The organism is Streptomyces sp. NPDC051217 (assembly GCF_044455465.1).
In the GTDB taxonomy this organism is placed as follows: Bacteria; Actinomycetota; Actinomycetes; order Streptomycetales; family Streptomycetaceae; genus Streptomyces.
In genome coordinates, this window is record NZ_JBITEV010000020.1 from 115234 (window position 1) to 127914 (window position 12681).

General features: G+C 71.8%; 11 protein-coding genes, 1 tRNA gene, 3 pseudogenes and 1 riboswitch. Of the genes and pseudogenes, 10 read left to right on the forward strand and 5 right to left on the reverse strand.

Annotated elements, in window-relative coordinates; genetic code table 11:
• Positions 1–31: 31 nt before the first annotated feature.
• Positions 32–760: a DUF4232 domain-containing protein gene (locus ACIBBB_RS32770; protein WP_398988484.1), complete on the forward strand. Its 729-nt coding sequence runs from the start codon at positions 32–34 to the stop codon at positions 758–760.
• A 14-nt stretch (positions 761–774) separates the two neighbouring features.
• A pseudogene (locus ACIBBB_RS32775) lies at positions 775–1026 on the forward strand (histidine kinase dimerization/phosphoacceptor domain-containing protein); the annotation flags it as partial.
• Between the two features lie 52 nt (positions 1027–1078).
• Here the strand turns inward: ACIBBB_RS32775 and ACIBBB_RS32780 are convergent.
• Positions 1079–3127, reverse strand: a complete 2049-nt coding sequence (locus ACIBBB_RS32780; protein WP_398988486.1) for a BTAD domain-containing putative transcriptional regulator — start codon at positions 3125–3127, stop codon at positions 1079–1081.
• Between the two features lie 162 nt (positions 3128–3289).
• On the opposite strand from ACIBBB_RS32780, the gene ACIBBB_RS32785 reads away from it, so the two are divergent.
• Complete coding sequence (locus ACIBBB_RS32785; protein ID WP_398988488.1) at positions 3290–4177, forward strand: alpha/beta fold hydrolase; 888 nt, start codon at positions 3290–3292, stop codon at positions 4175–4177.
• Between the two features lie 80 nt (positions 4178–4257).
• Positions 4258–4415: pseudogene (locus ACIBBB_RS32790) on the forward strand (glyoxalase/bleomycin resistance/extradiol dioxygenase family protein); the annotation flags it as partial.
• 93 nt (positions 4416–4508) lie between these two features.
• On the opposite strand, the gene ACIBBB_RS32795 reads toward ACIBBB_RS32790, so the two are convergent.
• Positions 4509–4715: an antitoxin gene (locus tag ACIBBB_RS32795; protein ID WP_398988489.1), complete on the reverse strand. Its 207-nt coding sequence runs from the start codon at positions 4713–4715 to the stop codon at positions 4509–4511.
• Positions 4716–4895: 180 nt separating this feature from the next.
• Here ACIBBB_RS32795 and ACIBBB_RS32800 point away from each other — a divergent pair, with 180 nt between their 5' ends.
• Positions 4896–5108, forward strand: coding sequence for a hypothetical protein (locus ACIBBB_RS32800; protein WP_398988491.1), 213 nt, complete (start codon positions 4896–4898; stop codon positions 5106–5108).
• A gap of 39 nt (positions 5109–5147) precedes the next feature.
• Here the strand turns inward: ACIBBB_RS32800 and ACIBBB_RS32805 are convergent, their stop codons facing one another.
• Positions 5148–5804 carry an HAD family hydrolase gene (locus tag ACIBBB_RS32805; protein WP_398988493.1) on the reverse strand — a complete coding sequence of 219 codons (657 nt, stop codon included), beginning with the start codon at positions 5802–5804 and terminating at the stop codon, positions 5148–5150.
• 101 nt (positions 5805–5905) lie between these two features.
• Between ACIBBB_RS32805 and ACIBBB_RS32810 the strand changes: the two genes are divergently transcribed.
• The 5 genes from ACIBBB_RS32810 to ACIBBB_RS32830 all read left to right on the forward strand — a co-directional run bounded on the left by ACIBBB_RS32810 (position 5906) and on the right by ACIBBB_RS32830 (position 10334).
• A complete protein-coding gene (locus ACIBBB_RS32810) occupies positions 5906–6085 on the forward strand; it encodes a hypothetical protein (protein WP_398988495.1) in 180 nt (59 codons plus the stop codon).
• Positions 6086–6155: 70 nt separating this feature from the next.
• Positions 6156–6229, forward strand: a tRNA-Met gene (locus tag ACIBBB_RS32815).
• A gap of 127 nt (positions 6230–6356) precedes the next feature.
• Positions 6357–7106, forward strand: a complete 750-nt coding sequence (locus ACIBBB_RS32820; RefSeq protein ID WP_398988497.1) for a MerR family transcriptional regulator — start codon at positions 6357–6359, stop codon at positions 7104–7106.
• 565 nt (positions 7107–7671) lie between these two features.
• On the forward strand, positions 7672–8760 hold the full coding sequence (locus ACIBBB_RS32825; RefSeq protein ID WP_398988529.1) for a PP2C family protein-serine/threonine phosphatase: 1089 nt from the start codon (positions 7672–7674) through the stop codon (positions 8758–8760).
• Positions 8761–9103: 343 nt separating this feature from the next.
• Positions 9104–9258, forward strand: a riboswitch (cyclic di-AMP (ydaO/yuaA leader).
• A gap of 11 nt (positions 9259–9269) precedes the next feature.
• On the forward strand, positions 9270–10334 hold the full coding sequence (locus ACIBBB_RS32830) for a M23 family metallopeptidase (RefSeq protein WP_398988499.1): 1065 nt from the start codon (positions 9270–9272) through the stop codon (positions 10332–10334).
• Positions 10335–10393: 59 nt separating this feature from the next.
• On the opposite strand, the gene ACIBBB_RS32835 is transcribed toward ACIBBB_RS32830, so the two are convergent.
• Positions 10394–11656, reverse strand: a complete 1263-nt coding sequence (locus ACIBBB_RS32835; RefSeq protein WP_398988531.1) for a PrsW family intramembrane metalloprotease — start codon at positions 11654–11656, stop codon at positions 10394–10396.
• A gap of 239 nt (positions 11657–11895) precedes the next feature.
• Positions 11896–12612 (reverse strand): annotated as a pseudogene (gene trmB / locus ACIBBB_RS32840) (tRNA (guanosine(46)-N7)-methyltransferase TrmB); the annotation flags it as partial.
• Positions 12613–12681 lie beyond the last annotated feature (69 nt).

The following is a 12681-nucleotide window of genomic DNA, read 5'->3' on the forward strand; positions in this document are numbered from 1 at the left end:
CCCAGGAATCAACAAGTCGATGGAGAACCCGATGAGTTCGCGCCTTGCCGCCCGGTCCCCCCGGTCCGCCCGCCTCGCCCTGGCCGCCGTGGTCATGGTGGCCCTCACCGCGACCCTCACCGCCTGCGACTCCGGCGCGGACACCTCCGCCGGCGACACGGGCAAGGCGGCGAACGCCGGCTCCACTGCCAAGGACAACGATGTCGACCGCGCCAAGGACGACTACTACGACGAGGACAAGGGTTCCGCGGGCAAGGACAACGACGTCGACGGCGCCAAGGACGACTACTACGACGAGGACAACGGCTCCGCCGGCAAGGACAACGACGTCGACGGCGCCAAGCAGGACTACTACGCCAAGCCGTGCGACAACGGTGACCTGAACTTCACCGTGAAGCTGGAGTCCCAGGCCGGCGGCTACTACCTCGTTACGGCCAAGGCCAAGCCGGGCGTCATCTGCACCCTGGAAGGCGCGCCCGAGCAGGTCATGTTCGGCTCCGACCCCGACACCGTGGCGTCCAACGCCGAGGAGGGCTCCGGCGACGCCGTCAAGCTCAAGGGCTCCACCGCCGCCTACATGGGCGTGAACCCCAAGAGCACCAACAACAACGACGGCAAGATGTTCGAGACGCTTATCGTCTCCGCCTCCGACGACGCCGCCGACGCGGGCCAGCTCACGGTCGAGTCCGTCAATGTCGACAAGCCCCGGGTGAGCAACTGGCACGCCAACTCCGCCGACGTGGTCACCCCCTTCCTCTGAGTTGTCCGGCGCCGGCTTTCGCGTGGGGTATCGGGGGCGCGGCTGCGTCCCACCGGGCCGCGGAGGCCGAGCGGCGGCGTCGTCCCGCCGAGGAGACCCTTGCCGCCGAACGCACCAGCACCGCCGGCGAATTGCACGATGTGGTGACCCACCATGTGACGGCGATGGGCGTGCAGGCCGAGACCGCGCGTTATCTGAGCGCGGCGCCCGAGCGTCTCGACCAGACCTCGACTGGACACCCGCACGTAGCTCGCACGGGGGACAGACACCGTCCACGTCACCCGCGAGCGGGGGGTCGGCCCTGCTCAGCGCCCCTGCTCAGCGCCCCAGCGCCGCGCCGATCGCCCCGAGGTAGCCGCTCACCGGACCGAGCGTGAGCAAGCCGCTTCCCGCGCCCGCGAGTTCGGCGGACGCGGGGGCCAGGCGGTCGCGTACGCGGGTGAGTACGGCGCGGTCGCCGAGCGTCAGTGCCGCCGTCGCCTCCAGGCAGCAGCACGCCTCGTACAGCAGGTCGTGGGGCGGTTCCGGCAGTGCGTGCAGGGCGGTGCGGGCGGTGGGGCGGTCGCCCGTGGCCAGGGAGGCGAGCGGGGTGATCCAGGGCCGGTACGGGCCCCAGTCCGCACGCGGGTCGACCGCGTCGGGCGGCGGGAGCCGGGGGCCGTCGGCGGAGAAGCGCAGGGACAGCAGCGCGAGCGGGAGGAGGCCGTGGGTCAGGCCGGGCATGCCGGAGTCCGGCAGGTCGGTGGCGGCACTCTCGTACGCCGACCTCGCCTCGGGCATGTTGCCCGACGCGGACAGGCGCAATGCCCCGTACCACCGGGTGAAGACGCCCACCAGCGGCAGTTCGTGGAGGGCCGCCAGACGGTCGGCGGCGGTGGCGTGGGTGTCGGCCCCGGCGAAGTCGCCCAGCGCGCCGCGCGCCTGAAGCAGGATCAGATGGCCGAGGACCTCGAAGGTCACCAGGCCGTGCCGGGCGCCCAGCGCGACCAGTTCCGCGCCGGTCTCCGCGCGGCGTGGTGCGAGGCCCGCGCGGGTGAAGGACTGCATGAACGTGCCGTTCAGCGCGAACGCCAGCAGTGCCGGATCGTCGAGCCGGCGGGCGATCCCCTCCGCCTGGGCCGCGGCCTGGGGGCCACGCGAGGAGTGCGAGCCGCGCATCTCCACGGCGACGGTGGCGAGCAGCCGGCAGCGCACCGCGTCGTAGCCGCCGTGTCCGTCGGGCGGCGGCAGCGCGGCCAGGGTGCGTTCGGCGGCGGCGACGATCCGCCCGGCGAGCTCCGGATCATCGCCGCGCGTCCAGATCGCGGGGACGTCGAAGGCACCGATCACCCGGCCGGTCAGTTCGGGGTCGCCGAACTCCTCGGCGGCGGTGATGGCCGCCAGGCGGTGTTCGCGGGCGGCCGTCAGACCGCCGCCGCCGGTCACCGCGAGGTCGCGGAGCAGGCCCACCGTCGTCTCCAGGCGGGCGCGGGCGCCGGCCGCGACCGTGCGGTCGTACGCGGCGGCGGCCCGCGTCCACAGGCGCGCCGCCGTTTCGCCGGGGTCGGTGCGACCGGTCGAGGGCTCCCAACTCGGCCGATCCGGAACGGCGTCGAGCGCCTCGTCCTGCGCCAGAATGTCCGCCTCCAGTCTCCGCAGCCCCGGCCCCGGGTCCAGCCCGAGCTGTTCCACCAGCGTCGACCGTGCCCTCCGTAGGACGGCGAGCGCGTCTCCCTGCCGTCCCGTCCGGTACAGCGCCAGCGCCAGCAACCGCCACGCGTCCTCGCGCCAGGGGTGGTCGGCCAGATGCGCGTCCAGGTCGGGGACGGCCTCGGCGGTGAGGCCGAGGGCCAGCCGCGCCTCGGCCCTGCGCTCGACCGCCTGGAGCCGCAGTTCGGCCAGGCGGGCGCGTTCGCCCCGTACCCACTCCTCCCGCGCGAAGTCGGCGTACGAGGGCCCCCGCCACAGCTCCAGCGCCTCGTCCAGCCGCCGCAGCACCCGCGCGGGCGGCAGCTTCGCCGCCTCGTCGACCGCCGTCTCGAACCGCCAGGCGTCGACGGCGTCAGGTCCGGCCCGCAGCGCGTAGCCGGGGCCGTCGGTGACGAGCAGCCTGGCGGGGGTACGGGGCGCACGGTCCGGTTCCAGGGCGCGGCGGAGTGCGGCGACGAAGGTCTGTACGGAGCCGACCGCGCCGGACGGCGGCGAGTCCGGCCACAGGTCGGAGACCAGCCGGGCGACGGGGACGACACGGCGGCGAGCGACGATCAGGCGGGCCAGTACGGCACGGTGGCGCGGCCCCTTGAGCGCGATCGGGCCCTGCCGGTCCTCGGCGGTCACGGGGCCGAGCACACCGAACAGGACCTGTTCCCCTTCCGGCTCCCGTTCCATCCGACCCTCCGCCCGCCTCGCGATGCCTGCGACGCCCCGCGGCCCTCCGCGCTGACCGACTGCTGATTCGCGGCCCACAGGCTTGAAGCCACGCGCAGCACGAGAGCCGCGCAGCCGCGCAGCCGCGCGACCCACGCACGCCAGCCTACGAAAGAGCGCACCATGCACCCCACCATCCCCGGCTTCACCTACCGGCGCGTCCCCGTCGCCGACGACGTCACCCTCAACGTCGCCGTCGGGGGCTCCGGCACCCCGGTCGTGCTCCTGCACGGCTTTCCGCAGACCCACCTCATGTGGCGGCACGTCGCCGCGGAACTCGCCTCCCATCACACCGTCATCTGCCCCGACCTGCGCGGTTACGGCGCGAGCGACAAGCCCGCCGAGGACGCCCAGGCCGATGGGGTCACGTACGCCAAGCGCACCATGGCCGCCGACACCGTCGCGCTCGCCCGCGCCCTGGGGCACGACCGGTTCGCGCTGGCCGGCCACGACCGGGGCGCCCTCGTGGCGATCCGCGCGGCCCTGGACCACCCGGACGTGATCACCCACCTCGCCTCGCTCGACGTCCTGCCCACGCTGGACACCTGGGACGTCATGCACGGCACCACCGCCGCCGTCGGCTTCCATCTCTATCTGATGGCCCAGCCGCCCGGTCTGCCCGAGCAGATGATCGCCGCGAGCGCCGACGCCTTCTTCGGCCACTTCCTCGACATCTGGACGCGCGACCCGCAGGCGATTCCGGCCGCGATCCGGGCCGAGTACCTGGCGGCCTCCCGCGCGGCCGTCCCTTCCATCGTCGCCGACTACCGCGCCTCCGCCGGGGTGGACGTCGCTCACGACCAGGCCGACCGCGACGCCGGCAACCAGCTGCGGATGCCGGTCTCAGTACTCCAGCAGGACTGGGGTACGGCGCTGGGCTTCGACGCCGCCGCGCGCTGGCGCGCGTGGGCGCCGGACCTGAAGCACGCGACCGTCAGCTGCGGCCACTTCATGGCCGAGGAGGCACCGGGGGAGGTCGTCAGGGCCGTACGGGAGCTCATCGCCCGCTGAACCGCCCGCCCGCCCTCGGCCCGGCGGTGGAGTGTCGCACCGACTCCACCCGCAGCGCCCCGAGCAACCGCCCCAGCGCGGGGCTGAGGCCCGTACTCGGGCTGCGCAGCGAGGACTTCGGGCACGGCACTTCACCGTCGCGGACCCCGGCGGGGTGCTGATCGACATCATCACGCCGGTCGAGCCGACGTGGGAGTTCGCGCACCAGTACGTCGGTGCCGGCACGTCCTCGCCGTAGCGGCGCGGCGAAGGCTCCGACCGGAACGCGGACCGGTCGGAGCCTTCGTGGCGCGTACGCGCGGGCGTGGAGCCGCGCGCGCTTCGCCCCGGATCAGCTCTGTGGCGGGCGGTCGTCGCCCGGCGTGGGCCGGTCCTGGGAGCCCATCTGTTCGTTGAGCTTCTCCTGGGCCTTGTCGACCTGGCTCTCATACTTGCCACCGGTCGTCTTGTCGACGGCGTCACCGGCCTTGTCGACGCCTTTTCGAGCGGTGTCCTCGTGGCCCTTCATCAGGCCCTTGAGTTTGTCGAGCATCGACATGGGTCGTCCTCCCTTGTGGGGTTGCTCCCCTCCCAGCATCGGGGCGCCCTCCGTATCCCGCATCCGGGCGGCGACAAAGCGCACGGAACGGCGAGTAAGCGCCTCATTTCGCCAGGATCTCCGGGCAAAGACTGGCCCCCGAGGCTGCGCTCCAGCCCCGGGAGTCGCACTCTTGACCATATGAGTGACGCACCGATCGTCGTACACCGGCCGTCCGGGACGGGCGGCCGGAGGGTCACTGTCCGCGGCCGGATCATGGGACTCGCCCACAGCGACGACCACCTGATCGAATTCCTCCGGCTCGCCGGGCTGCCCGACGCGTGGGAACTGCTCGACGACCCCTCCTGGGTCGAGTGGCAGGGCGGGCAGCCGCACGAATACGGCTCCGAGTGACGGACCGCCCTCCCTCAGGCATCTGCCTCGGGCCCCCGCTCAGGCCGGCTGCCGCTGATCCGCCACGATCGGCATCAGCTGTGTGAGCGCGTCGATCCGCCAGTCCGCCGCCGCGACGACGTCCGGATCGTCCGCCGTCAGATAGCCCCAGTGGCCGCGCCGCAGATGCGCCGCCCGCAGACCGGTCCGCTGGGCGGGGAACAGGTCGTGCATGGGGTGGTCGCCCACGTACAGAATCCGTTCCGGCGCGGTGTCCGCCGCCTCCACGACCCGCGCGAAGAACTCCTCCGACGGCTTGGCGACACCCCACTCGCCGGACGTGGCGACCAGATCGGCGGGCAGATCGAGGCCCCGCAGCAGCTCACCGGCCTTGACGGTCTGGTTGCCCGCGATGATCACGCGTACGCCGAGCTGGTGCAGACCGGCCAGGGCGGGCCGTACGTCGGGATAGAGGTCGGACTCGTCCAGGTGCTCGCCCCGGCCCGCGGCTTCTCTCGCCCGGTACGCCTCGCCGACATCTATGCCCGGCTTGATGAGGTGGAGGGCGTCGTCGTTGTCCCTGCCCTGCGTGGTGACGGCGCCGACCAGCGCGGAGATGGTGTGGCGGGGGATGCCGAGCCAGTCGGCCCAGGAGGCCCAGTAGCGGTCGTCGCGGACGAGAGTCTCGCCGACGTCGAACACGATGGTTTCGATCACCGGGGTAAGCCTAGGGGTTGCGAGGGCTCCGGATGGTGACTGTGCGAGGTCGTGGGGCACACGCTCTGCCCATTGTCAGTGGCTGGCCGTAGCCTTACTCCATGTCAGCTTCCTCTGATGCCAGTGCTTCCGTCCGTCCCGCCGCCGTCGTCAACACGGAGATCCGTGCCCTGTGGGCGCGCGCGGGCCGGGCGCTGTCCCCCGCCGAGCAGGAGGAGTATCAAAGGCTGCTGGTCGAGTGGGCCGCGGCGATCCGCGCCGATGTGGTGGAGGCCGCCTAGGCCGATCGGGGCCGCCGACGGGTAAATGGAGATGATCTTGGTCCGGATGGCGTAGTGTTGCATTCAACGGCGCGGGGTGGAGCAGCTCGGTAGCTCGCTGGGCTCATAACCCAGAGGTCGCAGGTTCAAATCCTGTCCCCGCTACTGGCAGAAGACGAAGGCCCGGATCCACTGGATCCGGGCCTTCGTCGTGTGCGCCCGACCCTCGAACCCTGACCCCCGACGAATCGCGCTTGACCTTTACGCAACGTCAAGATTTAGCGTTCCGGTCATGGAGTGGTCGATCCAGGACATCGCGAGGAAGGCCGGCACGACGAGCCGCACGCTCAGGCACTACGACGAGGTGGGGCTGCTCGACCCGAGCAGGGTCGGGAGCAACGGTTACCGCTACTACGACCAGGACGCCCTCGTCCGTCTCCAGCGGATCCTGCTGCTGCGTGAGCTCGGTCTGAGCCTGCCCGCGATCGCCGGGATCCTCGACGGCCAACAGGACACGGCCGCCGCACTGCGCACCCATCTCGCGCTGCTCGAACAGGAACGTGAGCGCGTGGGACGGCTGATCGCGTCGGTGCGGACCACTCTCCACAAGACGCAGAGGGGAGAAGAACTCATGGCCGAGGAAATTCTCGACGGCTTCGATCACACGCGGTACGAGCAGGAGGTGACCGAGCGGTGGGGCCGGGACGCGTACGAGAAGGGTGACCGCTGGTGGCGGTCCCTGAGCGAGCGCGAACGGAAGGAGTTCATGGAACGGCACGAGAGCATCGCCCGGGACTGGGGCCGGGCCAGGAAGGACGGTCTCGCCGCCGACAGCGAGGAGGCGCAGGCCATCGCCCGCAGACACTGCGACTGGCTGTCGACCACGACGAGCCCCGCGAGGTCGTACGTCATCGGGGTCACCGCGATGTACGTCGACGATCCGCGCTTCGGCCGCAACTACGACAAGTACGAGGAGGGCACCGCCGTCCTCGTACGGGACGCGATGAAGGTCTACGCCGAGCGCCATCTCACCGACGACTGACGGACTTACGACCGGCGTACGACGGGGAGGTACGACGAGGTACGCCGGTGCGGTGACGGTGGGCCGGGCCGCCGTCACCGCACCGGCCCACCGGTAGCCCAGTCGGTCGACAGCGGGTAGCCGCCCGGCGCGTAAGAGGCCAGCCTGGGGGGACGCGGTACCGTCCGCGGCCGTCGACGGACCGGGCAGGAGGCCACTGGTGGGGCACCTGAGAGACAGCGGGGACGACGGGACCGGGGACGGCCCCCTCGGCGGGAGCGAGCACCCTCCCGCCGAGGGGGCCGTCCCCAGCCCCTCCGCCGGGGGGCCCACCCGTAAGGCCCCGCCCCACCACCCCCACGTCCCCTCCAGGCTCCGCCGGCTCAGCGGCAGCCTCCGGCGTGGCATCCAGCGCGGTTTCCGCCGCGCCGACGAAGGTTTCCGGCCGGCGGACGCCGGCCCGGACGACCCCACCTGGAACCGCTCGCATCCCGCCGAGAAGCACCCGCCCGGCTTCGGTCCCGAAGACCCCCGGCCGCCCAGGCGGGGGAGCGGTCGGCTCGCCGCCCGGCCGACGCATCCGCTCGTGGAACTGCTGCCCGGTCTGATCATCGTGGCGGGGATCATCCTGGATCAGGCGACCCCGACCGCCTTCACCGCGTCCCCGTTCTTCTCGGCGGCGCCGCTGGTGGCCGCCCCCTTCTTCTCGTTCACGCGCACTCTCGTCATCGGCATCCTGTCCGTCGGCGCCGTTCTCGGACTGCGCTACGTCAACAACTCCGGGGACGGGGTCGAGATGATCACCGAATCGCTGACCGTCTTCACCGTCTCCGTCCTCGCACTGGCCATCAACGGTGTCGTACGCCGCAGTGGTGAACGCCTGGCCTCGGCGAGGGTCATCGCCGAGGCCGCCCAGCGCGCCGTCCTGCCGACACCCGAGGCCCGGATCGGCGGGCTGCACATCGCCGCGCGCTACGAGGCGGCCGAGGAGGGCGCCTACATCGGCGGTGACCTGTTCGCCGTCCAGGACACGGAGTACGGCGTACGGGTGGTGGTCGGCGACGTACGCGGCAAGGGCATGGGCGCCATCGAGACCGTGGCCGTCGTCATCGGCGCATTCCGGGAGGCCGCCGAGCAGGAGAGGTCGCTCGAAGGCGTCGCGCGGCGGCTGGAGCGGGCGCTGGCGCGCGAAGGCAGGCGGCGCAGCGGGATCGACCTGTTCGAGGGCTTCACCACCGCCGTACTGGCGGAGGTACCGCACGGCGAGGGCATAGCGCGCGTGCTGAACCGCGGGCACCCGGAGCCGCTGCTGCTCGGCCCCGACGGCGCGGTGACCGTGCTGGCCCCCACCGACCCGGCACTGCCGCTCGGGATGGGGGAGCTGGGGACATGGCCGGACCGCGCGGAGGAGATCCCGTACCGGCCCGGGGCGACGCTGCTCCTCTACACGGACGGGCTCTCCGAGGCGCGCAACGCGGAGGGCGTCTTCTACGACCCGGGCGAACGGCTCGCGGGACGGATCTTTCCCGGTCCCGACGACCTGCTGGAGGCGATCGTCGGGGACGTACGGCTGCACACCGGCGGCGGCAGTACGGACGACATGGCGCTGCTGGCCATCAGCCGGCCCACCGAGCGGCAGCCGGAGCGGCGCCGGACGATGCCCGTCGTGCCGTGACGCGATCGCGTGGGTCCGCCCGTGTGGGTCCGCCCGCGTCGGCCCTTCGTTGCGACGAGACCGTCGGACGCGTGGGACCCGCGTGCCGTGATGTCATCTCCCCCGCCACGCTGCGTAGTTGAGACACACCACTCCGCATAATATTTGACGCACCGTCAGATCGAGTGTGTGATCGCACACGGCCCGAACCGCGATCAACTCGCCCGATTGCGCCAGCTTGTGTCCCGGTTGATCCCCGCCGTGCTCGCTAACGATCACCGGGAACAGCTTGGAATAAGTCCCCGTCGTCTATTAACGTTCGATAACGCAGCGCGGTTGTCCCAGCCGTCGAAAGAGACGGCACCGTGCGCACGCGCCGAATTCCGCTAGGAAACCGGGGAACCACCAATTGGGGTGAATCGGGCGTCTTTTGTTGCCTCGTGCGGCGAAACACGCTCGTAGGAGACCTTCCTGCTCCGAACCCGTCAGCTAACCCGGTAGGCGAGAAGGAAGGAAAGGAGAGCGCCCCAGTGGCGTCCAACAGGCCTGCTCCCGAAGCCTCAGTCCCGGTCCGTTTCGGCCCCGGGAGCCGGCTCGCCGGTACCGATCTCGCCGATGGCGAGGCGAACAGGGACTGGGAGGAGTGGAATCCCACCGCGGAGTCCATCCGTCCCGTACGCGGCAAGCACCGTGTCGCCAAGCAGCGCAACGCGCTGGCCCGCAGCTCCACGGTCCTCGGAGTGGGTGTCATCGCCGCGGTCGGCGCCGGAGGCATCGCCTCCGCCCAGGACAAGCCCGCGGTCTCGATATCACTTCCCGACGCGCTCTCGGACAACCTTCCCGACGCCAAGTCCCTTCCCGGTGTCGGGTCTTTCATGTCCGACGGCGACAAGAAGACCGACGAGACTCCCTCCCCGCTGACCACGGCGGGCCTCACCGCCGCGGACACCCAGCAGGGCACCACCGACTCCGGCGAGGCGCTGCGCGCCCGCATCCTCCAGCAGGCGGAGCAGCAGCAGGCCGAGGCCGACGCCGCCCAGAAGGCGAGCGTCGAGAAGGCCGCCGCCGAGAAGGCGGCAGCCGAGGCCCGGAAGCAGCAGACCGACGCGGAGAAGAAGGCCGCCGAGGCGAAGCGCAAGGCGGAGGAAGAGGCCGAGCGCAAGGCCGAGCAGGAGCGCCTGGAGAAGCTGGCCGCCAGCTTCTCGCTCCCCACCTCCTCGTACACGCTCACCTCCACCTTCGGCCAGGCCGGCTCCATGTGGTCCTCCGGCCAGCACACCGGCCTGGACTTCGCCGCCCCCACGGGCACGCCCACCAAGGCCGTCCACAGCGGGACCGTCAAGTCGGCCGGCTGGTCGGGTTCGTACGGCTACCGCGTGGTGCTTGAGCTCGATGACGGTACGGAGATCTGGTACGCCCACCTGTCCTCGATGACCGTCGGCGCCGGCCAGAAGGTCACCACCGGCGAGACCATCGGACGCGTGGGAGCCACCGGCAACGTCACCGGCCCGCACCTGCACCTGGAGGTGCACACCGCGGGCGGCAGTGGCATCGACCCGATGAGCTGGCTGAGCAGCAAGGGACTCACGCCGTAGTACGTGGTTGATCAGGTCGGTCCGTCCAGCCTGATCCGGCCTGATCCAAACGACAGACCCTAGCTCCGATACGGGTTGTAGCCGCCGTAGTCGATGTACGGCGGCGGAGACCACACCCGCCCCGTCGCCCGCGCCGCGTACGTCAGCGCGGGCGACGCCGTTTCCCGGCGCTGCCACATGTGGTGCAGCAGCTCCTGCTCGCGCGCGGCGAAGTCGGGGCCCGCCGTGCCGCGCCCGGCCCGGTGGCGCAGGAACGCCAGAGCGGTCGCGAACGCCTGGTACTCGCCGACCGTACGGGCCGCCTTCGGGCCGTACGCGCGTCCCGCCACGTCGCGCGCCATCGAGCGCGCCCGCATCGAGGACAGGGCGAGCGGCTCGGTCTCGGCGAGCCAGCCTGCCGCCGCGTACGCGGGCAGCTCGGCCGAAACCATGTGCAGTTCGCGCTGCCGGGTCCATATCGCCAGCCAGGTGAGCAGGGCGAAGGCGGGGACCATGAAGGCCGCGTACACCGCGTAGAAGCCGTACGGGCCGAACAGCGACGAGGAACCGTTCCACAGCGCGTGCGTGCCCATCGCGAGCAGCAGGCCCAGCACCGGCATCAGCCACCGGCGCACGCGCTGGCGGCGGGTGGCGAGAGCGGCGATGCCGAAGCCGATGCCCGTCAGGACCGTGAAGAGCGGGTGCGCGAACGGCGACATCACGACCCGTACGAAGAAGGTCGCCGCGGTCACGGCAGGCAGCCCCGAGTTGCCGATCTGCTGGTCCTCTCCGTAGGCGCTGCCGAGATAGAGGATGTTCTCGGTGAACGCGAAGCCGGTCGCGGTGAAGCCCGCGACGACGACTCCGTCGACGAGACCGGTGAAGGACCGCCGCCGGAAGAGGAAGATCAGCAGGATCGCGGCGGCTTTCGCGCTCTCCTCGACGATCGGCGCGACCACCGTGGCCCCCAGGGACTCCGCGCCCGCGGGGTCGGCGGTCGCGGTGGCTATCCACCGGGTCGCGAAGGAGTTCGCCGTGATCGCCACGAGCGCGGCGGCGCAGGCGCCCCAGGCGAAGGAGAACAGGAGATTCCGCCAGGGGCCCGGCTCCACCCGGTCAAGCCAGCGGAAGGCCGCCATCAGCAGCGGTACGGGCAGGATCGCCAGCCCGAGACCGACCAGAAAGCCCTGTGTGCCGGTCTGTTCCCGTACGAGCGACATGAGCAGCAGGCCGCAGAGCGCGAGCAGGATGATCACGGCGCCCGCGCGCACGGCCGGGTGCCGCCAGAACGCGCGGTACGGCCGGTAGCGCCAGCGGGAGCGCTCCGGAACGGCGGCCCACATGTCGCCGAGCTGCTGTTGCCGCTCGGCGGCGGGGATCGCCGGCTCGGGGACTTGAGGGTCGTACGGGGGCGGTCGGGGCGGTTCGGACACCTACTGACCCTAACGAGGGCCACCGACAACCCGCGACGGCGTCCGGCTCGTCCCGGCCAACCCCGGCCCTACTCGGCGGGCGCGCCGTCCGAAGCCGCCCTGTCCGCCGCGTCGTCCGCCGCCGCACCCTCCGCCGCCCCTTCGCCCGCGACGCGGCGGAAGACCAGGTCCCGTACGGCATGGCCCTTTTCGAGGCCCTGGCCCTCGAACCGCGTCAGCGGCCGCGAGACGGGCCGCGGCGCGTAGCCCCCGTCCGGGGCGGTGTTCTCGAACGCGGGGTGCGCGCTCAGCACGTCGAGCATCCGCTCGGCGTACGGCTCCCAGTCCGTCGCGCAGTGCAGTACGGCCCCCGGCTTGAGCACGGGCGCCGCCAGCGTGAGGAACTCGGGCTGGATCAGCCGCCGTTTGTGGTGGCGTGTCTTGGGCCACGGGTCGGGGAAGTAGACGCGTATCCCGTCAAGCGACTCCGGCGCCAGCATCTCCCGCAGCAGGATGATCGCGTCGCCGTTGGCCACCCGGATGTTGGACAGCCCGGTCCGCTCCGCAAGCCGCAGCAGGTTGCCCTGCCCCGGCGTGTGGACGTCGGCGGCGAGGATCCCGGTGCCGGGATCGTCCGCCGCCATCCGCGCGGTCGCCTCGCCCATGCCGAAGCCGATCTCCAGGACGACCGGGAGCCCGTCGAACAGGGCGTCGAGGTCGAGGACCCGCTGTCCGTCGATGTCCAGCCCCCAGAACGGCCACAGCCGCCGCAGGACCTCGGCCTGACCGGTCGTGACCCGGCTGCGGCGCGGCTGGAAGCTGCGGATACGGCGCTCGAAGTGCGATCCGGCGGGGTCGGCGGCCGGTCCCGTGCCCCCGGGGAACATCCGGGACCAGGGGTGGGTGTCGCCGGCGCGCGCGCCGTCGCGGTCGCTGTTCACGTTCATCTGGGTCTC

Bases quoted from the DNA above. Each gene is read 5' to 3' on its own strand.
- ACIBBB_RS32770 (WP_398988484.1), top strand. From the start codon at position 32: ATGAGTTCGCGCCTTGCCGCCCGGTCCCCCCGGTCCGCCCGCCTCGCC.
- ACIBBB_RS32780 (WP_398988486.1), bottom strand. From the start codon at position 3,127: ATGGAACGGGAGCCGGAAGGGGAACAGGTCCTGTTCGGTGTGCTCGGC.
- ACIBBB_RS32820 (WP_398988497.1), top strand. From the start codon at position 6,357: ATGGAGTGGTCGATCCAGGACATCGCGAGGAAGGCCGGCACGACGAGC.
- ACIBBB_RS32810 (WP_398988495.1), top strand. From the start codon at position 5,906: ATGTCAGCTTCCTCTGATGCCAGTGCTTCCGTCCGTCCCGCCGCCGTC.
- ACIBBB_RS32785 (WP_398988488.1), top strand. From the start codon at position 3,290: ATGCACCCCACCATCCCCGGCTTCACCTACCGGCGCGTCCCCGTCGCC.
- ACIBBB_RS32835 (WP_398988531.1), bottom strand. From the start codon at position 11,656: ATGTGGGCCGCCGTTCCGGAGCGCTCCCGCTGGCGCTACCGGCCGTAC.
- ACIBBB_RS32795 (WP_398988489.1), bottom strand. From the start codon at position 4,715: ATGTCGATGCTCGACAAACTCAAGGGCCTGATGAAGGGCCACGAGGAC.
- ACIBBB_RS32800 (WP_398988491.1), top strand. From the start codon at position 4,896: ATGAGTGACGCACCGATCGTCGTACACCGGCCGTCCGGGACGGGCGGC.